The sequence below is a fragment of the Streptomyces sp. NBC_01410 genome (assembly GCF_045040195.1).
Classification (GTDB): domain Bacteria; phylum Actinomycetota; class Actinomycetes; order Streptomycetales; family Streptomycetaceae; genus Streptomyces.
Genome location: NZ_CP109530.1, coordinates 7,128,582 through 7,152,712, shown reverse-complemented (window position 1 = coordinate 7,152,712; position 24,131 = coordinate 7,128,582). Strand labels below are relative to the sequence as shown.

Below are 24,131 nucleotides of genomic sequence, written 5' to 3'. Positions count from 1 at the left end.
TGGACTCTGCGCGAGACGAATCGGGCACGCAACCGCCTTCGTTGTCCTGTCACCCGTATCGCCGAGGTCACTGACCCTCAGGACTTATGACACAACGCCGAGTTGGCGAGACTCGGCGCCTTTTATGTGATGTCCGCCATAGTGAATTACATTTCACTCAAATGGGACGAACGCGATGCGATGGAAACGTCCCATTTATGCCGAAGATGAAGAATTTCCGCCCTACCGGGAACCGGCAAAACACCCCCACGGAGGCCGACCGGCAAAGAATGGCCTCAATGCCTGACCCGGGGCAGCTCCGGACCTCCGGTCGCCTCCCACCCAAAGCCGACATACCATCGAAAAAGCCAACGAACAGGCCGACGTTGCCCAGCAGACAACGGTGCTGTACCGGGTGTCCGATGGTGGTAGGAGGCGGTTCGCATTGACCCGGTTCCAGCGCCTGATGGCCGGCTACTTCGCACTCGTGATCCCGCTCACCGTCGTCTATCTGACGATGCCGAGCCTCCACACCGTCACCTGGGCCGCCATCGGCCTCCTCGGCGTTTGCGCCATTCTCCTGGGCATCCGGATCAACCGGCCGACCCACAGCTGGCCGTGGCTGGTGCTCGCCGCCGCCAACCTCACCTTCACCGCCGGCGACACCACGTACAACATCCTCAACACCGTCTTCAATCAGCAGAATCCATTTCCCTCGCTGGGCGACGCCTTCTATCTGGCGACGTATCCGCTGTTCGCCATCGGGCTGTTCGGATTCATCCGGTATCGCGCGACGGGGCGGGGGCTCGCGAATCTGCTGGACGCGTTGATCCTGGTGTCCGGCCTGGCGCTGCTTTCCTGGGTCTACCTGATCACGCCTTATGCCCAGGCCGCCGACATGACCTGGATTCAGCGAGCGATTTCGATCGCCTACCCGCTCGGTGACGTACTGATGCTGGCGATGCTCGTGCGGCTGCTCGTTCCCGGCGATGTGCGCAGCCCCGCGGTCCAGCTCCTCACCGTCGGCACGCTCGGCATGCTCGTCTCCGACGTTTTCTACGGACGTCTCCAGCTCGATGGAACCTGGCAGGCCGGCACCCCGATAGATCTGGGCTGGGTGGTCTTCTTCACCGCCTGGGGTCTGGCGGCGCTGCATCCCTCCATGGTGGAACTGACGGCACGAATGCCCGAGCGGCAGCCGGTCATCCGCATCCGGCGGCTCGTCATACTCGCCCTGGCCGCGCTGGTCGCTCCCTCGATGCTCCTGTACGAAGCCCTGGGCGGCTCTGTGGACGACGGGGCTGTCATCGCTGTGTTCTCGGCTGTTCTCTTCCTGCTCGTACTGGCCCGTCTTTCCGGCCTGGTCCCGGTCCACTTGAAGGCCATGAGCCGCGAACGGGGCCTTCGGGAGGCGGCCGCGTCGCTGGTGGCGGCGGTCAGTGTGAAGGAGATCGCGAATTCGGTCCAGGGAGCGGCGGACCTGCTCTTCGGAGCGCGGACGCCCCACGAGGCCGTCCTGCTGACCACCGACACCGGCGAGTCCAGGCTCCACAGCGTGCGCACGACATCGCGCGTCTGGGACTGGCGCCTCGACTGGACCGACGAGACGGCCGAAGCGTGGCTGCCCGCATTCCTCGCCCGTGAGACGCAGGTGGTGAAGGTCGAGGACCTCGGGGAGTCCGCAGCCTCCCAGTTGGGGGACCTGCCGAACGCCCTGCTGTGTCCTCTGTCCTTCCCCGACCGTCCGACCGGTGACGCGCTGGTCGGCGCTCTGGTCGTGGCGGGGCAGGAGCAGAGCCTGGCGGAATTGTGGGGGTCGTTCGAGACCCTGGCCTCGCAGGTCGCGCTGGCGGTGGAACGCGTCGCGCTCGGCAAGGAGGTCAATCGCCGTAACAGCGAGGCGTACTTCCGCACCCTCGTGCACAACGCCTCGGACGTGATCCTGATCCTCGACGACGACAACACCGTCAAGTACGCGAGCCCGTCCGCCGAGGGGATGTTCGGCCGGTCCCCCCTGTACGGGGTGGGACTCGGCGAACTCGTGGCGGACCAGGACAGCGAGCGGGCGATGGAGTCCCTGGCGCGGATGCGCACCGAGGACGATCTGGACAGCCGCAACGACTGGCAGGTCCTGCAGCAGGGCGGGGGACGCATCGATGTGGAGGTCCGATGCAGCAACCTGCGGCACGATCAGACCGTCCACGGACTGGTCCTCACCCTGCGCGACGTGACCGAGCAGCGCAAACTGGAGCAGGAACTCACCTACCGCGCCTTCCACGACGGGCTCACCGGCCTCCCGAACCGTGTGCTCCTGCTGGAGCGGATCGAGCGGGCACTGCTGCGCGGACGCCGGGCTTCCACCCTCACCTGCGTACTGTTCGTGGACCTGGACGACTTCAAGGTGGTCAATGACACGAGGGGCCACGCGGTCGGGGACGAACTCCTCATCGCCGTGGCACGGCGGTTGACCGGAACACTGCGGGTCAGTGACACGGCATCGCGCCTGGGGGGTGACGAGTTCGCGGTGCTCATGGAGGGTGCGAAAGAACCGGCAGCCGCGGAAGTGCTCGCCCAACAGATAATCCAGAGTCTCACCGAGCCGTTCCGGCTCTCGAGCGGAATGGTCAGCCTCTCGGCCAGCGTGGGCATAGCCAGCGCGCAGGACAGCGCCAACGCGGAAGAACTGCTCGAACATGCCGACTTGGCCCTGTACGCGGCGAAATCGGCCGGGAAGCGGCAGTGGCGCACCTACCGGGCGCAGTTGCACACCGGAATGCTCGAGCGGCACGAACTCCAGGCGAGCCTCGAAAGCGCCATCGCCGCCGAGGCGTTCCATGTCCGCTATCAGCCCATTGTCGAGATCCCCACCGGCGAGGTGGCCGGCTTCGAAGCGCTGATCCGCTGGCCGCAGGACAGACGCGGCCTTGTGCCTCCCGACCAGTTCATCGCGCTCGCCGAGGAGACCGGGCACATCATGCCGCTCGGTGCCTGGGTGCTCGAACACGCCGCCGCCCACGTGGCCCACTGGCAGCAGGCGGTGCCACGGCCGGAGCCCTTGAACATCAACGTCAACGTATCCGCCCGCCAGTTCCGCGACCCCGGGTTCCTCGACCAGGTGCGCCGCGTCCTCGACACGTCCGGCCTGGCGAGCGGTTCACTGGTGCTGGAGTTGACGGAGACCGTCCTCATGAATCGCGATGATCAGATACGTTCGGTGATGAGGACGCTGAAGGAACTCGGCGTGGGGATGGCGATCGACGACTTCGGCACCGGCTTCTCGTCGCTCAGCTATCTCCGCGAATTCCCGATCGACGTGCTCAAAGTCGACAAGTCCTACATCGACGACATCGGCGTCGACGACCAGCAAGTCGCTCTGGTCGAAGGCATTGTGCGCATTGCCGACACCCTCGGCCTTCAGGTCATAGCCGAAGGTATCGAAGAGGTGGAGCAGCGAGACCGGCTGGCAGCCATGGGCTGCCGGTTCGGGCAGGGCTATCTGTTCGCCCGCCCGATGACGGCGGACCAGAGCGAACAACTCCTGAGAAGCGCCAGCGAACACCAGGCCCCACGGCTGATCAACAGCACGGCGACACGTCGGACGACCCGCATTCGCCAGAGCACCGCCGACGTGGGCCCGCGGTCGTCGACCGGAGCCGAAGGCGCGGTGGACGAGGATCCCGTACGCAAGACACTGACACCCAGCGACGTGCGACGCGACCCACGCTGGGGAGATCTCGAACACCTGCGGCGTTCCAGCCCGATGTGCGATGCGGTCGTCGACGAGGTCCGCGGCCGGCACCTGCGCTGCGGTGACCACTGGCTCATCGACTTCGCATCATGCAACTTTCTGGGCTTCGACCTCGACCCCGAGGTCATGGACGCGATCGAGCCACAGATTCAGCGGTGGGGCACCCACGCGAGCTGGCCGCGGCTGGGCGGCAGTCCCAGCCTCTACCCGGAGATCGAGGAGCGGCTCACCCAACTGCTGGACGCGCCGGACACGTTGCTGCTCCCGACCATCACCCTCATCCACGCTTCCGTGATCCCCGTGATCGGCGGCGAGGGCCACATCTTCATCGAGGCACGCGCACACCGCACGGTCTACGACGGATGCCTGGTCGCCCGGGCACACGGCGCCACGGTGCAGCGGTTCCACGCAGACCGGCCGGACGAACTCGATGCTCTGCTGCGCGCCGCGCCGGCCGATTCCTCCCGGCTGGTGTGCCTGGACGGGGTCGACAGCATGACCGGGAACCTGCCCAATCTGGCCGAACTGGCAGGCGTCTGCCGGGCGCGGGACGCATTGCTGTACATCGACGACGCGTACGGCTTCGGGATCATCGGCGAACGCCGTGCCGACGAGACGTCCCCGTACGGCTCCCGCGGCAACAGCATCGTCCGCCATCTCGGGGAGACGTACGACGACGTCATCCTGGTCGGCGGATTCTCCAAGGCGTACTCGTCGCTGCTGGCGTTCCTGGCCCTGCCGACCTGGCTGAAGGACCATCTCAAGGTCGCCGCCGCACCGTATCTCTACTCCGGCCCCTCACCGACGGCCTCGCTCGCCAGTGCGCTCGCCGGCCTGGATGTCAACGACCGGCGGGGCGACACCATCCGCGCCGATCTGCACCGCAAGGCGATGCGCGTCCTGGACCATGTCAACGCCCTTGGCGTCTTCACGCCCAACACCAGCGGGCTGCCCGTCATCGAGATTCCCCTCGCCGACGGCTCGGACCTGGATGCGGCGGCGCAGTTCCTCTGGGACCGCGGGATCTACGTCACGCTGGCGGCGTATCCGCTCGTCCCGCGCGACCGGGTGGGAGTCCGCATCCAGGTCACCGCCAAGAACAGCGACGAGGACATCGACCAGCTCAACGAGACGCTTTCGGAGTTCGTCGAGCGGTTCGAACTGCACATGCGGCCCTGACGCCTGGGCCCGAGCCTGCTACTCTCCGGCCGGATTGTGACCCTGTGCTGTCTCCCGCAGGGTGAAGGCCGTGTTGACCAGCGCGATGTGGCTGAACGCCTGTGGTGTGTTACCGAGTTGGCGGCGGGTCACCGGATCCCACTCCTCGGAGAGCAGCCCGACATCGTTACGCACATCGAGCACCCTCTCGAAGACCGCGCGGGCCTCGTCCTGGCGCCCGGTGACGGCCAGCGCATCGGCCATCCACATAGAACAGGCCAGGAAGGCCCCCTCCGAACCGCGCATTCCGTCCACGTCGTTCACCTCATGGTCCCTGCTGGCGTAGCGGCGCAGGAAGCCGTGGTGATCCAGCGCCCTGACCGCCTCGACAGTGCCGAGCACCCGGGGATCGTGAACCGGAAGGAAGCCGACTCTGGGGATCAGCAGCGCGGAGGCATCGAGCACATGGGCCCCGTAGTACTGCACGAAGGACCCCTTCTCCTCGTTCCAGCCGTCGCGGCACACCTCCCGGCGGACCTCTTTGCGCATGGCCCGCCAACGCTCGACGTTGTCGGTGCGCCCGGCCAGCTTCCACATCCGCAGGGCGCGGTCGGCGGCCACCCAGCACATGATCTTGGAATGGACGAACTGCCGCCGTGGCCCGCGTACCTCCCACAGTCCCTGATCGGGCTCTCTCCAGTGCTCTTCGAGGTAGCTCATGAACGCGTGGACGAGGCTCCAGACATGGCGTTCCATGGGAACACCGGAGCGCAGAGCCAGATACAAGGCGTCCAGCACCTCGCCGTAGACGTCGAGCTGGAACTGCCCCACGGCCGCGTTCCCGAAACGGACCGGCTCCGACCCCTCGTAGCCGGGCAGCCACAAGGCTGACGACTCTTCCGGCAGCCGGCGCTGCCCGCCCACGCCGTAGAGCGTCTGCAGGTCCGCCGGATCCCCCGCTATGGCGCGCAGCAGCCAGTCCCTCCAGGACCCGGCCTCCTCCCGGAAACCGCTGCGCAGCAGGCAGGAGAGGGTGAGAGTGGAATCGCGGAGCCAGCAGAACCGGTAGTCCCAGTTCCGCTCTCCGCCGATGCTCTCGGGCAGGGACGTGGTGGCCGCGGCGACGATGCCCCCGGTGGGGGCGTAGGTGAGCGCCTTCAATGTGATCAGGGAGCGCACCACAGCGTCCCGCCAGGGCCCCTGGTAACGGCACTTCGCCGTCCAGCGCTCCCAGAAATCGAGCGTTTCGAGCAGCGCGGTCGCCGGGTCGACGAGCGGCGGGACCGGCATGTGCGAGGGTGACCAGCTGAGCATGAAGGCGAGAGACTCGCCTTCCCGGACGGTGAAGTCGAAATAGGTGCAGTCGTCGGTGGCGCGCACATCCACCCGTTGGTCGGCGCTCAGCCATGCGGAGTCGGGCCCGGCGACCGAGACGACATAGGTGCCGCGGGTGCGCGTCCAGGGAACGACACGGCCGTGGTTGAACCGGAGCCTCAGTTCTCCGCGCATGGCCACGGTCCCGGAGAGACCTTCCACGATGCGCACGACATGGGGCAGATCGGCACGCGGAGGCATGAAGTCGGTGACGCTCACCGCGCCGTCGACCGAGTCCCAGATGGAATCCAGCACCAGGGTGTCGCCGCGGTAGGACCGGCGGTTGCACTGACGCCGGCCGACGGGCGCGATGCGCCAGTACCCGTTGCCGGGACCCCCGAGAAGCGCGGCGAAGCAGGCCGGAGAATCGAAGCGGGGCACACACAACCAGTCGATCGCCCCGTCGCGGCTGATGAGGGCTGCCGTCTCCAGATCACCGACGACGGCATAGTCCTCGATCATCCCGGCCATGAGCCACTGCCACTCTCGGGGGCGCCCGGCGGACGGGTTACCCGTCGTGCATACCTCCCGGCTGCCACGACGCCGACGCTGGATGCCCAGATTTTCCAAGCTCTCACGATGGCCGCCACAGTCGCTGGAGTATCAGCCTTTCCCGGTTCAGTTTGCCTTGGATGCAGCATAACTCCGGCTTTGCGACGCCGCGCGGCGTCGCAAAGCCGACGAACACGGAAGGCCCGTACGGCGGAGGCGCCGACGACAGCATTCACCCATACGGCGCAGCACTAGTGGCTGTGCCCGCCTGCCTTGGCGTCGGAGTCGGCTTCCCGCCCGGCGCCCACCGGGTGGTGCGGCTCGTACCCCGGAATCGTCCCGTCCGGCTTGGCCACCAGGAACAGCCCGGCCATGCCCATGTCGGAGTGGCTCTGGACGTGGCAGTGGTACATCCACGCCCCCGCCCCCACGCTTTCGCCCGCGACGACCTGGAAGCCGAAGGAGTCCGCCGGGCCCGTGATCTTGTTGTCGATGACGCGGCTGACATCCTCCGGACCCTCCAGCAGACCGGTCCGGTTGTCCGCCCAGCGATGACCGTGCATATGGAAGGTGTGGTAGTACTCGCCGTGCGTGATCATGATGATCTCGACACGATCGCCCACCGTGGCCCGGAAGTTGGGGCTCGCGCTCGCCGGCTTGTTGTTGATCGTCATGTCGTTGAAGACAATTGTGAACTGCTTGTCCGGGAGGATGTCGCCTTTCCTGCGGACCACCAGTGGACCGTAGAGACCCTTGCGGATGCCGCCGGTGCCGTGGTCCGTGCCCACGACATGGTCGTGGTAGTGCCAGTAGCCCGCGCTACCAGGGCGCCAGGTGCCGTCGGCGCGCCTGCCCGGGGCGTGCGTACGCCAGGTGTACGTGCGCGTGGCTCCCGGTTCGACATGGCTCTTGCCCATCCGGGTGCCGTCGTTGGCGATGTCGTAATCCACGCCATGGGCATGCAGGCTGACCGGAACGTCCATGGCGTTCTCGAACTCGATGTGCAGTGTGTCGCCTTCGATCAGCTCGATGAGCGGGCCGGGGATCGAGGCCTTCCCCTTCTCCAGGCCGTAGCCCATCTGGCCGTCCGTCAACTTCTCCGCGTACAGCTTGAGATGGCGTATCTGGCCGCCCGCCGGGGCGGTCCTCGGTGCGTCCGCCGCCGACGGCGCGCTCGTCGCGCTCTGGGCGGCGGCCAGCGATAACGATGTCACACCCGTCGCCGCCACCGCGCTTCCCGCCAGCAGCCGCCGGTTGAAGCTCCGTCTGTCCATGCCGAACTCTCCAGTCCTGTACGGAGATTGACGGGGTACGGATATGGCACAGGTGACCCCGGGGACGGCCGCCACGGTAACCCGGTGATCTTCGTTTATCCACGCCCAGGACAAAGTTCGTGCCATTGCGGTCTTTTCTCTTGGCGAACCACGAAAAGGGGTCTAGTTTCCAAGGCTGTTGTTGTGACCACAGAGGGGTGGGTGACCACATGCAGCGCACACCACATCACAGGTCGAGATCTCGAAGAAGCGGTCTGGCGGCGGCCCTTGGGGTCGGCGCACTGACCGTGTCCCTGCTCGGCGGCGGCGATGTCGCCTCGGCCAGGACCGATCCGGAACCGCCGTCGACAACGTTGTCCTTACCGTCGCCCCCGGGCGGCCAGAACGTGAAAGTCCTCGTCTTCCACGCCTCGGCCACCGCCGAGTCGCCGACCGTCGACGCGGGTATCGCGGCGATCGAGACCATCGGCCGGACCGGGCCCGCCGCGGGCCGGTTCACGACCGAGGCCACGGACGACGCCGCCGTCTTCACCGATGCCGCCAGACTCGGCAAGTACAACGCGGTCGTCTTTCTGACCGGCGGCGGCGATGTGCTCGACCCGGAGCAGGAGGCCGGGCTGGAGTCGTATCTGGAGGCCGGCGGAGGCTTCGTCGGCATTCATGACGCGGTGCGCACCGAGCCGTACTCCGACTGGTTCACCGGGCTGATCGGCGCCCGGCCGACCGGCGCCCCGAGCACGGTGCAGCGCGCGGTCGTCGAGGTCGGCGACCGCCGGCATCCGGCCACCGCGTCGCTTCCGCTGCAGTGGAAGCGGCCCGACGCCTGGTTCAACTGGGCGGTGAACCCGTCCGGCAGCGTGCACACCGTGGCCCGGGTCAAGGAGAGTTCGTACAAGCCCGCCGCCGGCGCCAACGGCTGGGATCACCCTGTTTCCTGGTGCCGTGACTACGACGGCGGCCGCTCCTTCTACACCGGCATGGGCGGTACGGTCGACAGCTTCGCCGAGACCGACTTCCGCGACCATCTGCGCGGCGCCCTCGCCTGGACCACCCGCCTCTCGCGCGCCGACTGCAAGGCCACCATCAACGCCAACTACACCGCCGAGCGTGTCACCCGGCCCAACCAGCCCGGGCAGAACGACCAGATCGGCGAGCCGCACGGCCTGGTCACGGCCCCCGACGGGCGGGTGCTCTACATCGGCCGCGGCGGGGCCGACTCCAGCAAGCCCGTCGTCACCGACTGGAACAACCCCGACATCGGCAAGGGCCTCGGCGAGATCCATGTCTACGACCCGAAGACCAGGAAGGTCACCCTCGCCGGGGCGCTCACCGTCTTCGGCAACAAGGGCGGCGGCGATGAGCTGATCAAGGTCGAGGAGGGGCTGCTCGGTATCGAGCTGGACCCCGGCTTCATGACGAACGGCTGGGTGTATCTGCACTACACGCCGCATGCGCAGATCAACCGCGATACGCATATGGCCGAGCGCCGCGTCTCGCGCTTCACGCTCGACCTGGCTGCCGACAAGCTGGATCTCGCCTCCGAGAAGGTACTGCTCAAGTGGCCCGTGCAGATCCACAGTTGCTGCCACTCGGGCGGCGGTATGGCGTGGGACTCGAAGGAGAATCTCTACATCGCCACTGGGGACAACAACTCCTCGGGTTTCAGCGGCGGTTACTCCGGCAACAGCCCCCAGCCCAACTTCAAGGGCGTGTCCTTCGCGGACGCGCGCCGCACCGCGGGCAACACCAACAACCTCAACGGCAAGATCCTGCGGATCCACCCCGAGGACGACGGGACGTACACGCTCCCGGCAGGGAACCTGTTCACGGGCACGGAGCAGGACGAGGGCGGCGGCAAGACCCGCGGCGAGATCTATGTGATGGGCGTGCGCAACCCGGCACGTATCTTCGTCGACAAAACGACGGACATTCTGTACGCGGGCTGGGTAGGTCCGGACGCGGGCGCACCGAGCACGACCTGGGGCCCGGCGAAGTACGACACCTTCTCCGCCATCACCACGGCGGGCAACCACGGCTGGCCGTACTGCATGGGCAATAAGCAGCCCTACCGGGACCGCAATCTGCCCGATCCGGGCAAGCCGCTCGGCTGGTACAACTGCGACGCCCCGAAGAACGAGTCCCCGAACAACGACGGCCTGGTAAATCTGCCGCCGGTCACCTCCAACACCATCTGGTACTCGCCGCAGGGCGGCGGCGTGGACTATCCGCGCGACGCAAATGGCGTTCCCAGCTACAAGACGGAGGAGCAGAAGATCCTCATGCCGTGGCTCAAGGGCGGCGGCCAGGCGACCATGAACGGACCGGTCTACCGCTTTGACGCGGCGAGCACCAGCAAGGACAAGTGGCCCTCGTACTGGGACGGGAAGTGGTTCGTCGGCGACTTCTACGACGGCGACCAGCCGCGGCACGCGGTCCTCACCGACCCCAAGACCGTCGGCAAGGGCGGGATTCCGGTGCACGCCGAGTCCCTGAAGAAGATCATCCCGGTCGGGGCGGACGGCATCCGCAACCTCATGGACTGGAAGTTCGCCCCCGACGGCTCGCTCTATGTCCTGGACTACGGCCGCGGATTCTTCACCTCCGACTCCAAGTCGGCGCTGTGGCACGTCACGTACAAGGGCGGCGAGCCGACGCCGTCCGCCGACGAGCTGGCACGGAAGGCGGCGCGGTGAGACCCGTGAAACACAGAACGGCGAGTTTCTGGACGGCCGTGGTGGCCGCGCTGACGATGGTCCTCGGCCTGATGTCGGCGGTCGCCTACGGGCAGAGCGACGACATGGCCGCCGACCAGGTCCTCACCTGGACGGCCGGCGACTCGATCGAGAAGTACGCGTCGTTCCCGGCCACGGCGGTGGCAGGCAGGACGACCATCGTCTTCGAGAACAGCGCGGCGACAGGCAACACCACGGGAATGCCGCACACCCTGACCTTCGACGTCTCCGATCCCGAGTACAACAACGACGTACCGCTCAACATCCTCGCCAACCCCAACGACGACCAGGGCGGCAAGCACACCGCCGAAGTCACCCTCACCCCCGGCCGGTACCGCTTCCACTGCACCATCCCCGGCCATGGCGCGATGCAGGGCATCCTGACCGTCACCGAGGGCGGCGGCGAGGACACCACGCCGCCGGAGACGTCCGCGAAGGTCGACGGTGACAAGAACGCCGACGGCGCGTACGTCGGCCAGGCCACCGTGACCGTCTCGGCGACCGACGCGGGTTCGGGTGTGGACAGGACCGAGTACGCGGTCGGGGCCGACGGCCCCTGGCAGCCGTACACCGCTCCCGTCGTGGTGAACGAGGTCGGCACGCACAAGATCCGCTACCGGGCCCGTGACAAGGCCGGCAACACCGCCACGGAAAAGGCGGTCGACTTCGCTGTCGTCGCCCCGCCGACCGACGACAAGACCCCGCCCGAGACTTCGGCGACGGTCAGCGGCGAGAAGAACGAGCAGGGCCAGTATCTGGGCATGGCCACGGTCACCGTGACCGCGTCCGACACCGGCTCCGGCGTCAACACCATCGAGTACGCGATCGGCGCGAGCGGGGCCTGGCAGCCGTACACCGCCCCGGTGATGGTGCACGAGGCCGGCACGCACAAGGTCCGCTACAAGGCCACCGACAAGGCGGGCAACGCGGCCGCGGAGAAGTCCGTGGACTTCACCGTCGTCACACCGCCCGCCGAGGACAAGAATCCGCCGCAGACCGCGGCCGCGGTGAGTGGCAGGCAGAACTCCGACGGCGCGTACATCACGAGCGCCAAGGTGACCGTCACAGCGAGCGACGCGGAATCCGGGGTCGCCAAGGTCGAGTACTCCCTCGACGGCGGTCCCTATCTCGCGTACTCCACACCCGTCATCGTCGACCGGGTCGGCTTCCACACCCTCCTGCACCGGGCCACCGACAAGGCGGGCAACACCTCGGCCGCGCAGAAGGTGACGTTCACGATCGCCGAGGGCGGCGGCGTCCCGGCGCCCAACTGCCCGGAGTTCGACGAGCGGTTGACGGTGATCGTGGGTACGGTCGACACGGGTGTGCCCAACCGCGTCACCCGCAGCCGCTGCACCATCAACGAGCTGATCGAGGACGAGAAGGACTGGTCCTCGCACGCGCTCTTCCTCAAGCACGTCGACAAGGTCCTCGACCAGCTGCTCGCCGACGGTGTGATCGACCAGCGCGAGCACACGAAGATCTACCGGGCGGCCAAGCAGTCCGGCATCGGCAAGCCGGGCCAGAACACCGGCTACCGCGAACTGTTCGACGGCACACAGACCTCGTTCGCCAAGTGGCAGCACGTGGGCGGCGGTTCGTTCGGGCTCAACCCCGACGGGTCGATGACCAGCGGCACCACCAGAGGCGGCCTGGGCATGCTGTGGTTCCCGCAGCGGCGGTACGGGGACTTCTCGCTGAAGCTCCAGTGGCGCGACGACGCGCCGGGCACCGGCAACGCCAACAGCGGTGTCTTCGTGCGCTTCCCGTACGTCCACGACAATCCGGAGGAGCCGCGTCCCGAGTGGGTCGCCATCAAGTACGGCCACGAGGTTCAGGTTCTGGACCGGCCGGACGGCGACATGTACAAGACCGGCTCGGTCTACGGCTTCGACCGGGTGGGCCTCGGCGGCGCGGGTGTGACGCCGAAGGGCACCTGGAACGACTACGAGATCCGGGTGATCGGCCAGCACTACTCGGTCTACCGCAACGGCGTGCTGATCAATGAGTTCGACAATGCCGGAGGCCAGGAGTTCGTCCCGCCGCGGGGCGACGACCCGGGCGCGGACGGCCGGCGGTACGCCTCCGGCTATGTCGGGCTCCAGGTCCACGGCACGACCGATGTGATCTCCTACCGCAATATCCGCGTGAAGGAGCTGTAGCGAGGGAGCTGTGGCCCACGGGCCCGGCGCGGGGCGCTCAGGCGTCGTCGTGCCGGGCCCTGCTGGGCTGTACGCGCTTCGGCTCGCCCGGCATCTTCGGATACTCCGGCGGGTAGGGCAGATCGCCGAGGCCGTGGTCCGCCTCGTCCTTGCGGGCCACCTCCAGCAGACTCTCCAGGCTGAACCGGTGGTCGTCCATGTCCGCGTGCACATCGCCGACCTCCGCGTACCGCGCGGGCATCGTCCTGATGTCGAAGTCCTGCGGCACCGCGTCGTCGATCTCCTCCCAGCGCAGCGGCGCGGAGACCGGGGCGTGCGGGCGCGGCCGCACGGAGTAGGCGGAGGCGATGGTGCGGTCCCGGGCCGTCTGGTTGTAGTCGACGAAGATCCGCTCGCCGCGCTCCTCCTTCCACCACTTGATGGTCACCCGGTCCGGCATGCGGCGCTCCAGCTGCCGGCCGACGGCGATCGCGGCCCGCCGGACCTGGGTGAAGGTCCACTGCGGCTCGATCGGTACGAAGACATGGATGCCGCGTCCGCCCGACGTCTTGGGCCAGCCGCGTAGTCCGGCCTCATCCAGTACGGCGCGCAGTTCGTGGGCGGCGCGCACGGCGTCGGCGTAGTCGGTGCCGGGCTGCGGGTCGAGGTCGATCCGCAGTTCGTCGGGGTGGTCGGTGTCCTCGCGGCGTACGGGCCAGGGGTGGAACGTGACGGCGCCGAGGTTGGCCGCCCAGAGCACGGCGGCGGGTTCCGTCGGGCACATCTCGTCCGCGGACCGGCCGCTGGGGAAGGTGATGTGGGCGGTCGGGATCCAGTCGGGCAGGTACTTGGGGGCGCGTTTCTGGAAGAACGACTCGCCGGTCACCCCGTCGGGGTAGCGCTCCAGGGTGGTCGGCCGATTGCGCAGGGCGCGGGTGATGCCGTCGCCGACGGCGAGGTAGTAGCGGACCATGTCCAGCTTGGTGTAGCCGGGCTCGGGGAAGTAGATCTTGTCGGGATTGGACACGCGTACGGTCCGCTCCCCCACTTCCAGTTCGATTGCTCCGGCCATGCCCGCCAGCGTAGGCCGTGCCGAGATTCCCCGCATACCGGACAATCGCCGTATGGATCTGCCTGTGATGCCGCCCCTGAAGCCGATGCTGGCCAAGTCGGTCAAGAAGATCCCGCCCGGCATGCAGTACGAGGCCAAATGGGACGGCTTCCGGGCGATCGTCCACCGGGACGGCGACGAGCTGGTCATCGGCTCCAGGACCGGCAAACCGCTCACCCGCTACTTCCCCGAGCTGGTCGCCGAGCTGCTGGCCAACCTTCCGGTCCGCTGTGTCGTCGACGGCGAGATCGTCATCGCCCACGAGGGGCGCCTCGACTTCGACAAGCTCACCGAGCGCATTCACCCGGCCGATTCCCGGGTGCGGATGCTCGCCGAGCAGACGCCCGCGAGCTTCGTCGCCTTCGATCTGCTCGCGCTCGGTGACGAGGCCCTGCTGGACGCCCCGCTCGCGGTGCGGCGCACCACGCTGGCCGCCGCGCTGGCCGATGCCGCACCGCCGGTGCATCTGGCGCCCGCCACCACCGACGTCGCGCTGGCGCAGGAGTGGTTCGAGCGGTACGAGGGCGCGGGGCTCGACGGGATCGTCGCCAAGCCCCTGGACCTGCCGTACCGGCCCGACGCCCGGCTCATGTTCAAGATCAAGCACGAGCGGACGGCGGATGTCGTCGTGGCGGGCTACCGCTTCCACAAGAGCGGACCGATCGTCGGCTCGCTGCTCCTCGGCCTCCATGACGCATCGGGCGCGCTGCAGCACGTCGGCGTCTGCGCGGCGTTCTCCATGAAGGTGCGCGAGGAGCTGATCGAGGAGCTGGAGCCGCTGCGGATGGATCCGCCGGAGGGCCATCCGTGGGCGGCGTGGGCGGAGGAGAGCGCCCACGAGAGCGCCCGGCTCCCCGGCGCACAGAGCCGCTGGACGGGCAAGAAGGATCTCTCGTGGGTGGCGCTGCGGCCCGAGCGGGTCGTCGAGGTCGCGTACGACCACATGGAGGGCGACCGATTCCGGCACACCGCGCAGTTCCGCCGCTGGCGCCCGGACCGCGAGCCCGCCGACTGCACGTACGCACAGCTGGAGGAGCCGGTGCGCTACGACCTGTCCGAGGTGTTCTCGGCGCCCTGAGGCGGTCGTGCACTCAGCCTGCTCGCAGCCCGTCGCGACCGCCTCGGCGTGCTCCTCGCTCTCGGCGATCAGGTGACGTGCACCACTGCCGGGTACGGTCCTTTCGATCCGATCCGGCGACCAGCCCGCGTCGTTGGGCACGCTCCCGCCGCCCGCCGCCCGGACGGCGAAATCCGGCCCGGCCCACTTGTACCTGGTCCGGGGCATGATCGCGATTCGGTCACCGGGCTCGATGCCCGCAATGATCAACGCCTCGGCCACGGGGGTCACTTGGGCCGCGCAGGCGCCGGCCGTGACGGGCCGGTCGTCGCCGTTGCGTCGCGCGACGAGAGAGTGGGGTGCGTGGCCGGCCTTCACGTAAGGTGTGTCGGCGGCGCAGCCGGAGGCCGCCGGCGGCGCGAGTCGCGCGCTTCTGGCACCACACCGTTGTCCCTGACGATGCAATCGGCGGGTGATCCGAAACGGTTGCCGCACAGAGACATCCCCGACGACGAACGCGGAAGACCGTCCGGTACGTATGAAGGGGTGGGCGCCGGCCTCCGGCGCCCGACAGAGAAGAAGAGAAGGACTACACGTGACCGCGTCGCCCCTCGTACCCGTACCGATCCCCGATCGCGTCGCCGCGCTGATCGGGTCCTGCATGCCGCTCGACATCCTGCAGGCGGAGGTCGACGCCGAGTGCGCCGTACGCGAGGTCAACCGGTTCCGCATACCCCTGTGCAGCGAGGACCAGGCGGACCGCGAGCACGCGCTGTCCGCGCTGGCTCAGGCCAACAAGATCCTGGCCGCGTACAACCCGCGGCTGATCATCAAGCCGTCACGCGGCTTCTGAAGTCACCTGGCGGCGCGGGCGAACCGCAGCAGCCTGACCCGGCACCTTGCCCCTACGCCCCGGACGGCGCGGGGCTCCGGCTGAACGCGCGCCGGTAGGCCTGCGGGCTGGTGCCGACCTGGCGCTTGAAGCGGTCGCGGAAAGCCGTCGGTGAACCGAAGCCGACCTGTGTCGCGATCCGGTCCACCGAGTGTGCCGTCGTCTCCAGCAGATACTGGGCCTGACGGATACGCGAGCGGTGCAGCCACTGCAGCGGCGTGGTCGCGGTCTGTTCGCGGAAACGGCGGTTGAGGGTGCGGGTGCTCATGCCCGCCCGCGCGGCGATCTCGCCGAGGGTGAGTTCGCGGCGGGCGTTGTCCTCCATCCAGCGCAGCAGGGGCTCCAGCGTCATGCCGTCCGGGCTCGGCGGCTGCTCGTGGACGATGAACTGCGCCTGGCCGCCCTCGCGTTCGAGCGGCATCACCGACAGGCGGGCCGCGTCCGCCGCCACCGCCGAGCCGTGGTCCCCGCGGATCATGTGCAGACACAGATCGAGTCCGGCGGCGGCGCCCGCCGAGGTCAGGAACTGACCGTTGTCGACGTAGAGCACATCGGGGTCCACGTCGACCTCGGGGTGCGCTGCCGCGAGCGCTGCCGCGCCGAGCCAGTGAGTGGTCGCCCGCAGCCCGTCCAGCAGGCCGGTGGCCGCGAGCACGAATGCGCCCACGCAGATGGAGGCGATACGGGTACCACGGGCGGCCGCCGCGCGCAGGGCGTCCAGTACCTCCGGCGGGACCGGCGCGGCCGGGTCGGCACAGCCGGGCACGATGATCGTGTCGGCCTCGGCGAGAGCGTCGAGACCCCGGGGCGCGCGCAGCGTGAAAGCCCCCGCGTCGACCTCCGGTGACGGGGAACACACGCGGACCCGGTAGGCGGCCCGGCCGTCGGGCAGCCGGGTGCGGCCGAAGACCTCCAGCGGGGTGGACAGGTCGAAGGCGATGACTCCGTCGAGTGCGAGGACGGCCACGGTGTGCATGGCCACAACGTACGCCCTGCCCGGTTTCCGGCCAAGTGCTGTCAGGTGGCACTCATCTGCCGTCAGCCGCCTTCCACGGGCCTGGCGAGAATCCGGTGGAAGCTGGCATTCACGCCACTGTCCTGTCTCTTCGGCGCTCCATAACGTCGGTCCGGCGGCCTGAAGGGGGCCGCCCCCCCAGACAAGGACTGGTGCCGGATGCTCGCCCAGATCGTTCTGTTCGACGGCTTCGACCCGTTGGACGTCATCGCTCCGTACGAAGTGCTCACCGCCGGCGGCATGGTCGCCGGCGGTGCGCTCACCGTCGAGCTCGTCTCCGCCGAGGGCGCGCGTGAGGTGCCGAGCGGCATGGGCCTGCTGTCGCTGCGCGCCGTCGGTGTGCTGGACCCCGAGCGCGCGGACCTGGTCCTGGTACCGGGGGCGGCGGGCCGTATCTCGGACGACGGGGGCGAGGACACCGTCCCCGCGATCCTCGGCCGGAGCCTCAACACTCCCCTGCCCGGCCTGCTCAAGGCCTCAGTCGAGCGGCCCGAGCTGGTCATGAGCACGGTGTGCGGCGGCTCCATGGTGCTCGCGATGGCGGGACTGATCGCCGACCGCCGTGCCACCACGCATCACATGGGTCTGGACGCGCTGGCCGGTGCCGGGGTCCATGCGGTCGAGGCACGGGTCGTCGACGACGGCGATCTGGTGACCGGCGCGGGCGTCACCTCGGGGCTGGATCTCGCGCTCTATCTGCTGGAGCGGGAACTCGGCCCGCGGATCGCGCACGAGGTCGAGAGGCTCTTCTCCCACGAGCGCCGCGGCACGGTCTGGAGCGCCCGCGGCACCATCCCCGTATCCGAAGGCCTGCCGGCATGACCAAGTTCCTGCTCATCGTCCATGTCCTGGCGGCGATCATCGCGATCGGTCCGGTGACCGTCGCCGCGAGTGCTTTCCCCGCCGCCGTCCGCCGCGCGGTGGCCGAGCCCGGGAGCGAGCAGGCGCTGGGAGCCGTACGCAACCTCCACCGCATCTGCCGGGTGTACGCGCTCGTCGGCGTCGTCGTGCCGGTCTTCGGTCTCGCGACCGCCAACAGCCTGCATGTGCTCGGCGACACCTGGCTGATCGTCTCGATCGTGCTCACCGCGCTGGCCGCCGCGGTCCTGGGGCTGCTGGTGCTGCCGGGGCAGAGCGCGGTACTGGAGGATCTCGGGGGTGCCTTTGGGATCAGGCCGGATCAGGGAGCGGGGTCTGGTGCGTGCGATCGCAAGGCGGAGGAAGGAGCCGACGCGGAGCGTCGGCGACTGACGACAACGCAGCGAGCGTGCGTGCCAGGGCACGCGAGCCCGGCAAGATCCGAAAGTCACCCCCGAGGGGCGGGCACCTCGGCCCGGCTTGCCATGAGCACCGGGGTGTTCAACCTGCTGTGGGCGACGGTGACGGTGCTGATGATCGTCCGGCCCGGATCCACCACAGGGGCCTGACCCCACCGGCAACTGCCGCTTCCGGCTCAGTCCAGGAATTCGCCGTCCACGTACACCCAGGCGCCGCCGTGCCGCTCGAAGCGGCTGCGCTCGTGCAGCGCGCCCCGCTTTCCGTGGAGCCGGAAGCGGGCGCGGAAGGTGACCGTGCCGGACGAATGGAACGGACTGCCCTCCTCGGTGTCCAGGATTTCCAGGCGCGTCCACTGCATCCCGGGGTCGATCTCGAGGTGCCGCGGCCGGGTCGAGGGATGCCAGGTACGCAGCAGATACGCCTCGTTGTGGGCGACGAAGGCGCTGTAGCGGGAGCGCATCAGCAGCTCGGCCGTGGGTGCGGTGGCCTCGCCCGAGTGGAAGCGCCCGCAGCACTCGCCATAGGTGGCGGGCAGCCCGCAGGGGCAGGGCGAGGTGTCGGTGAGGGCGGGGGCGGAACCGCGACCGGGGCGGGAGCTGCGTCGGGACATGACTCCATTTTCCGCCATTGAACGATTGGGCCCACGCGTGGCTTCCGGGTCATGGGGGATCTCCGTATGCTCCTGCGCCGGACGGACAGTTACCGTCGGTAAGCGGGATGGGGATGAATCGGGTGGGCAGCACACGACGCACCTTCATGGCGGGGGCGGCCGCGGTCGGCGGCACGGCCGCACTGGCCGCGGCGGGCGCAGCCACGGCGGCCGCGCAGTCGAACACGGACGGCACCGCGGCAGTGCCCTCGGTCGCCGTACTCGGCGGTGGCGTCGCCGGACTCACCGCCGCGCACGAGCTGGCCGAACGCGGGTTTAGGGTCACCGTCTTCGAGCGCAGGGCGCTCGGCGGCAAGGCCCGCAGCATGGAGGTCCCGAACAGCGCGAAGGGCGCCCGCCGTCCCCTGCCTGCCGAGCACGGCTTCCGCTTCATCCCCGGCATCTACCACAACCTGCCCGACACGATGCGGCGCATCCCCTTCCCCGGAAACGCCAACGGCGTCTGGGACAACCTGGTCGCGCCGCCCGAGATGTCGTTCGCCCGCACCGGGCGCGAGGACTTACGGATCCCGCTGCCCTGGCCGGGACACAAGCCGGCCCAGCTCACGCTCGACGAAATCCGCCGGGCGCTGACCGCCGCGCTGGACACGCTCAGGGGCATCCCCGCCCACGAGACGGCGTACTTCGTGAACCGCGGCCTGGTCTTCCTCACCAGCTGCGACGAGCGGCGCGACCAGGCCTGGGAGCGCACGCCCTGGTGGGAGTTCATCCGGGCCGAGCGGATGAGTTACGACTACCAGCGCATCCTGGCCGTCGGACTGACCCGGAACATCGTGGCGACCAAGGCCGAGGAGGCCAGCACCCGTACCGTCGCCACGCTCCTTGAGGCCTTCGTCTTCAACGCACTGGGCCGGGGCGCGGACGGCCCCCTCGACCGGATCCTCAACGCCCCCACCAATGAGGCGTGGATCGACCCCTGGGTGGACCATCTGACAGGGCTGGGCGTGGACTTCCGGATCGGCTGGACGGTACGGGAAGTGAAGTACGGCGGCGGGCGGGTCACGGCTGCGGTGATCGAGGACCCGCAGGGGTTACGTCAGTCGGTCATCGCGGACCACTACGTGTCCGCGATGCCGGTCGAGCACGCACGCCGGACCTGGGGAGCCGAACTGCGCGCGGCCGACCCGCAGCTGGCCCGGTGCGACAAGCTGGAGACGGACTGGATGACGGGCATCCAGTTCTATCTCACCGAGAAGGCGCCGCTGCTGCACGGCCACCTCAACTGCATCGACTCCCCCTGGTCCCTGACGGCCATTCAGCAGGCCGGTCACTGGCCGTCCCGCGACTTCCCCGCCGACTACGGCGACGGCATCGCGGTCGACTGTCTGTCGGTGGACATCTCCGAATGGGACAGAACCGGCATCCTGTACGGGAAGACCGCCAAGCAGTGCACCCGTACCGAGGTCGCGAGGGAGGTATGGGCCCAGCTCAAGGCGGCCGTCAATGACACGGGCCGCACGGTGCTCAAGGACAGCGCCCTGCACTCGTGGTTCCTCGACCCGGGCGTGGACGGCCTGGGGACCCCCAATCCGACCAATCAGGACGAGCTCCTGATCCACCCGGTCGGCACCTTCCACAACCGTCCGAAGGCCGCCACCGCGATCCCCAACTTCTTCCTGGCCGGGGACTATGTCGCCGTCGACATCGACCTGGCGACGATGGAGGGTGCCAACGCCTCGGCCCGCGCGGCGGTCAACGCCCTGCTGGACAGGACCGGTTCGGCGGCGTCCCGCTGCACGGTGAAGCCGCTCTTCCGCGCCCCGGAGATCGAACTGCTGAAGCGCCACGACCGCACCCGCTACCGGCTGGGGCTGCGCAACGCCTTCGACCTGGGGTGAGGGCCACGCGGATGTGGGCTGGGCAGCGTGTCGGAGCGGGCCGTTCCCAGCGTCGGGCTGAGCTCCCCCGAGCGGCCTAGTCAAGTCCTTACGGACCTGTGACGGCACGGCGTGCAAAGGCGATCAGCGCGCTTCTCGGCCGTAGCGTCGCGAGTATGCGTGTACTTGTCACAGGAGGCGCGGGCTTCATCGGCTCGCAGGTCGTCGCGGCTCTCGCCGCCCGCGGCCATGACCCGGTCGTGCTCGACGCCCTGCTCCCGGCGGCCCATCCCGTACCCCCGCCGCTGCCCGACGCCGAGTGGTTGCTCGGGGACGTACGGGACCGGGAGCTGCTGGCGCGGGCGCTGCGCGGTGTTGACTCCGTCTGCCACCAGGCGGCGATGGTCGGCCTCGGCAAGGACTTCGCGGACGCACCGGAGTACGTCGGCTGCAACGACCTCGGCACGGCGGTGCTACTTGCGGCGATGGCCGAGGCCGGTGTGCCCGAACTGGTGCTGGCCGGCTCGATGGTGGTCTACGGCGAGGGCCGCTACGACTGCTCGCGCCATGGCCGGGTCCGCCCTGGTCCGCGGGCCACGGGCGATCTTGAGGCCGGGCGCTTCGAGCCCCTGTGCCCCGAGTGCGGCGCGGAGCTGACGTCGGGCCTGGTGGAGGAGGAAGCGCCGACGGACCCGCGCAATGTGTACGCGACGACCAAGCTGGCCCAGGAGCATCTGGTCGCGGCCTGGGCCAGGGCGACGGGCGGCCGGGCCGTCGCCCTGCGCTACCACAATGTGTACGGGCCGGGGATGCCCCGCGACACCCCGTACGCGGGCGTTGCCTCCTTCTTCCGGTCCGCTCTCGAACGGGGCGAGGCGCCGCGGGTGTTCGAGGACGGGCGGCAGCGACGGGACTTCGTGCATGTACGGGACGTGGCGGACGCGAACGCGATCGCCCTCGAGGCCCTGCGCGGCCGGGAGCCGGGTGTGCTCACCGCGTACAACACCGGCAGCGGAACCCCGCACACGGTCGGCGAGATGGCGGACGCGCTCGCGTCCGCCCGCGGTGGTCCCGCGCCGGTGGTCACCGGGGAGTTCCGGCTGGGCGATGTACGCCACATCACCGCGGACTCCCGGCGGCTGCGGGCCGAACTGGGCTGGAAACCGCGGATCGGCTTCGCGGAGGGCATGGCGGAGTTCGCGGCGAGCAGGCTGCGGGGTACGGCGTCATGACGGTCGATGTGATCCTTCCCTGCCTCGACGAGGCGGAGGCGCTGCCCTGGGTACTGAGCCGGATCCCGGCCGGATGGCGCGCGATCGTCGTCGACAACGGCTCGACGGACGGCTCCGGCCGGATCGCCCGTGACCTGGGCGCGACCGTCGTGCACGAGGGACGGCGCGGGTTCGGGGCCGCGTGCGATGCCGGGCTGCGGGCGGCGGAGGCGGAGTACGTGTGCTTCTGCGACTGCGACGCCTCGCTGGACCCGGGGCTGCTGGTCGATTTCGTACGCCAGGTCGCCGACGGCGAGAGCGACTTGGTACTGGGGCGGCGTCGGCCGCAGGGGCCCGGTGCCTGGCCGCCGCACGCCCGGGCCGGGAATCTGGCGCTGGCGCGGATGCTGCGCCGGCGCTCCGGTCTGCGACTGCGCGACCTGGGCCCGCTGCGGGCGGCGCGCCGCGAGGAGCTGCTGGCGCTCGACCTGACGGACCGCCGCAGCGGCTATCCGCTCCAGATGGTGGTCCGCGCGGCGGACGCGGGCTGGCGGGTGACGGAGGTGGACGTCCCGTATCTGCCGAGAGCGGGAAGGTCGAAGGTGACGGGCACGTGGCGGGGCACCTGGCAGGCGGTCCAGGACATGCGGGCGGTTCTGGCGGAGCGGCCCGCGGGCCGGGTCGGCGTCATGGGTGGTGTGCGATGAGCGGGGAACGCGCCGCGGAGCGCGCCGGCGTCGGCACACCGTCGCCGGACAGGCCGACGGCGACGGGCCGCGCGGTGCGCGCACGTTGCGCGGTTACCGCGGACGGCACGGTCGCCCGGCAGGAGCGGCCCGGCACCGGGCTGCCCGGGCCGTCCGACGGCCCGATGACCGCGCCCCACACGTCCCCCGCCCGGCAAGAGCGGCCCGGCACGCTGCTCGTCATCGCCAAGGCCCCCGTACCCGGGCGGGTCAAGACCCGGCTCTGCCCCTCGTACTCCCCCGAGGAGGCGGCCCGGCTCGCCGAGGCCGCGCTCGCCGACACCCTGGATGTCGTGCTGGCCACGCCCGCACGCCGCCGGGTTCTGGTGCTCGACGGCGCGCCCGGCGCCTGGCTGCCGGACGGTTTCGAGGTCGTGCCGCAGTGTCCGGGCGGACTCGACGAAAGGCTCGCTCATGCCTTCGGGCTCTGCGAGGGGCCCGCGCTGCTCGTCGGCATGGACACACCACAGCTCACCGTCGAACTCCTCAGCACCGGACTGGAGTTGAGCGAGGGCGAGGCAACCTTCGGTCCCGCCGACGACGGCGGATTCTGGGCGCTGGGCCTGGCCGAGCCGGATCCCTCGCTGCTGCGAGGCGTACCGATGTCCGTGCCCGAGACCGGCGCGATACAGCGGCACCGGCTCCTGCGTGCCGGTCTCGCGGTGCGTCAACTGCCCGTGCTGCGGGATGTGGACACCGCCGACGATGCCCGTCTGGTCGCGGCCCAGGCCCCGCACGGCCGGTTCGCCGCGGCTATGGCCGCGCTCGCCGGGACCGGGGCGCGATGACGGCGCCCGCCTGGCAGGCCGATCCGTACACCGACGCCCTGCGCACGGGCCGGGGCCCGCTGTTTCTGCGCCGCCCCGACGGCTGGCTGCTGCCCCTGGAGGTCGAGCGGTGGTGCGCCGATCCGGACGACGCCGATCGGACCGTGCTGGAGCGCTGCCGGGGTGCGGTGCTCGACATCGGCTGCGGGCCCGGCCGTCTGGTCGCGGCGCTGGCCGCACGGGGGCAGCCGACGCTCGGCATCGACGTCAGCCCCGAGGCGGTGGCCCGCACGCTGCGGCTCGGCGGAAGTGCGCTTCACCGTTCGGTCTTCGATCCGCTTCCCCTCGAGGGGAGTTGGAGCACTGCTCTGCTCATGGACGGCAATATCGGCATCGGCGGAGACCCCTGGGTGCTGCTCGCCCGGGTGGCGGCTCTGGTCGCCCATGACGGCGTGCTGCTGGCCGAGACCGCGCCGCAGGATGTCGACGAGCGCGTGCAGGTGCGGGTCTATGACGGCAGTGCGCAGGGCTCGGCGTTCCCCTGGGCCCGGGTGGGTACGCAGGCGCTGCTCGACTACGCGCAATCGGCGGGCTGGGCGGCGGACCAGGCGGAGCTCTGGACGGTGGCCGGGCGCGCGTTCGTGGCGCTGCGCCGCGCATAGGGCGTGC

The 24,131-nt window shown here is 69.4% G+C and carries 17 protein-coding genes and 1 pseudogene; 12 read left to right on the top strand and 6 right to left on the bottom strand.

The window, feature by feature from the left end:
* Positions 1 to 445 precede the first annotated feature (445 nt).
* Positions 446 to 4,906, top strand: coding sequence for an aminotransferase class I/II-fold pyridoxal phosphate-dependent enzyme (locus tag OG741_RS32760; protein WP_405605886.1), 4,461 nt, complete (start codon positions 446 to 448; stop codon positions 4,904 to 4,906).
* An 18-nt stretch (positions 4,907 to 4,924) separates the two neighbouring features.
* Here OG741_RS32760 and OG741_RS32755 read toward each other — a convergent pair whose 3' ends face one another.
* Together OG741_RS32755 and OG741_RS32750 are read right to left on the bottom strand one after the other, a co-directional pair.
* Positions 4,925 to 6,730: a glycoside hydrolase family 15 protein gene (locus OG741_RS32755; protein ID WP_405603719.1), complete on the bottom strand. Its 1,806-nt coding sequence runs from the start codon at positions 6,728 to 6,730 to the stop codon at positions 4,925 to 4,927.
* A 272-nt stretch (positions 6,731 to 7,002) separates the two neighbouring features.
* On the bottom strand, positions 7,003 to 8,025 hold the full coding sequence (locus OG741_RS32750; protein ID WP_405603718.1) for a multicopper oxidase domain-containing protein: 1,023 nt from the start codon (positions 8,023 to 8,025) through the stop codon (positions 7,003 to 7,005).
* 209 nt (positions 8,026 to 8,234) lie between these two features.
* Between OG741_RS32750 and OG741_RS32745 the strand changes: the two genes are divergently transcribed.
* Both OG741_RS32745 and OG741_RS32740 read left to right on the top strand, forming a co-directional pair.
* A complete protein-coding gene (locus OG741_RS32745; protein WP_405603717.1) occupies positions 8,235 to 10,718 on the top strand; it encodes a ThuA domain-containing protein in 2,484 nt (827 codons plus the stop codon).
* 56 nt (positions 10,719 to 10,774) lie between these two features.
* Complete coding sequence (locus OG741_RS32740) at positions 10,775 to 12,919, top strand: OmpL47-type beta-barrel domain-containing protein (RefSeq protein WP_405605884.1); 2,145 nt, start codon at positions 10,775 to 10,777, stop codon at positions 12,917 to 12,919.
* Between the two features lie 37 nt (positions 12,920 to 12,956).
* Here OG741_RS32740 and ligD read toward each other — a convergent pair whose 3' ends face one another.
* Positions 12,957 to 13,970, bottom strand: a complete 1,014-nt coding sequence (gene ligD / locus OG741_RS32735; RefSeq protein ID WP_405603715.1) for a non-homologous end-joining DNA ligase — start codon at positions 13,968 to 13,970, stop codon at positions 12,957 to 12,959.
* Between the two features lie 52 nt (positions 13,971 to 14,022).
* Between ligD and OG741_RS32730 the strand changes: the two genes are divergently transcribed.
* Positions 14,023 to 15,087, top strand: a complete 1,065-nt coding sequence (locus OG741_RS32730) for an ATP-dependent DNA ligase (RefSeq protein WP_266483374.1) — start codon at positions 14,023 to 14,025, stop codon at positions 15,085 to 15,087.
* Between the two features lie 45 nt (positions 15,088 to 15,132).
* Here the strand turns inward: OG741_RS32730 and OG741_RS32725 are convergent.
* Positions 15,133 to 15,729 (bottom strand): annotated as a pseudogene (locus OG741_RS32725) (AMP-binding protein); the annotation flags it as partial.
* Here OG741_RS32725 and OG741_RS32720 point away from each other — a divergent pair.
* Positions 15,662 to 15,919 carry a hypothetical protein gene (locus OG741_RS32720; RefSeq protein ID WP_405603714.1) on the top strand — a complete coding sequence of 86 codons (258 nt, stop codon included), beginning with the start codon at positions 15,662 to 15,664 and terminating at the stop codon, positions 15,917 to 15,919. The pseudogene OG741_RS32725 and the gene OG741_RS32720 sit on opposite strands and share 68 nt — an antisense overlap.
* 52 nt (positions 15,920 to 15,971) lie before the next feature.
* On the opposite strand, the gene OG741_RS32715 is transcribed toward OG741_RS32720, so the two are convergent.
* The gene (locus tag OG741_RS32715; RefSeq protein ID WP_405603713.1) at positions 15,972 to 16,934 is read right to left on the bottom strand and encodes a GlxA family transcriptional regulator; all 963 of its coding nucleotides are present in this window, start codon (positions 16,932 to 16,934) and stop codon (positions 15,972 to 15,974) included.
* A 198-nt stretch (positions 16,935 to 17,132) separates the two neighbouring features.
* Here OG741_RS32715 and OG741_RS32710 point away from each other — a divergent pair, with 198 nt between their 5' ends.
* Positions 17,133 to 17,795: a DJ-1/PfpI family protein gene (locus tag OG741_RS32710; protein ID WP_405603711.1), complete on the top strand. Its 663-nt coding sequence runs from the start codon at positions 17,133 to 17,135 to the stop codon at positions 17,793 to 17,795.
* Positions 17,792 to 18,400: a protease gene (locus tag OG741_RS32705; RefSeq protein ID WP_405603710.1), complete on the top strand. Its 609-nt coding sequence runs from the start codon at positions 17,792 to 17,794 to the stop codon at positions 18,398 to 18,400. The genes OG741_RS32710 and OG741_RS32705 overlap by 4 nt, the downstream gene beginning before the upstream one ends.
* A gap of 26 nt (positions 18,401 to 18,426) precedes the next feature.
* On the opposite strand, the gene OG741_RS32700 is transcribed toward OG741_RS32705, so the two are convergent.
* Positions 18,427 to 18,861, bottom strand: a complete 435-nt coding sequence (locus OG741_RS32700; protein WP_405603708.1) for a YchJ family protein — start codon at positions 18,859 to 18,861, stop codon at positions 18,427 to 18,429.
* A gap of 113 nt (positions 18,862 to 18,974) precedes the next feature.
* Here OG741_RS32700 and OG741_RS32695 point away from each other — a divergent pair, with 113 nt between their 5' ends.
* The 5 genes from OG741_RS32695 to OG741_RS32675 all read left to right on the top strand — a co-directional run bounded on the left by OG741_RS32695 (position 18,975) and on the right by OG741_RS32675 (position 24,124).
* On the top strand, positions 18,975 to 20,759 hold the full coding sequence (locus OG741_RS32695) for an FAD-dependent oxidoreductase (protein WP_405605882.1): 1,785 nt from the start codon (positions 18,975 to 18,977) through the stop codon (positions 20,757 to 20,759).
* 155 nt (positions 20,760 to 20,914) lie between these two features.
* Entirely contained in the window at positions 20,915 to 21,970 is a 1,056-nt protein-coding gene (locus tag OG741_RS32690) for an NAD-dependent epimerase/dehydratase family protein (protein WP_405603707.1), read from the top strand.
* A complete protein-coding gene (locus tag OG741_RS32685; RefSeq protein WP_405603705.1) occupies positions 21,967 to 22,656 on the top strand; it encodes a glycosyltransferase family 2 protein in 690 nt (229 codons plus the stop codon). Before OG741_RS32690 ends, OG741_RS32685 begins: the two co-directional genes overlap by 4 nt.
* Before the next feature lie 164 nt (positions 22,657 to 22,820).
* Positions 22,821 to 23,483: a DUF2064 domain-containing protein gene (locus tag OG741_RS32680; protein ID WP_405605880.1), complete on the top strand. Its 663-nt coding sequence runs from the start codon at positions 22,821 to 22,823 to the stop codon at positions 23,481 to 23,483.
* Positions 23,480 to 24,124, top strand: coding sequence for a class I SAM-dependent methyltransferase (locus tag OG741_RS32675; protein ID WP_405603703.1), 645 nt, complete (start codon positions 23,480 to 23,482; stop codon positions 24,122 to 24,124). Before OG741_RS32680 ends, OG741_RS32675 begins: the two co-directional genes overlap by 4 nt.
* The last annotated feature ends 7 nt before the right edge of the window (positions 24,125 to 24,131 follow it).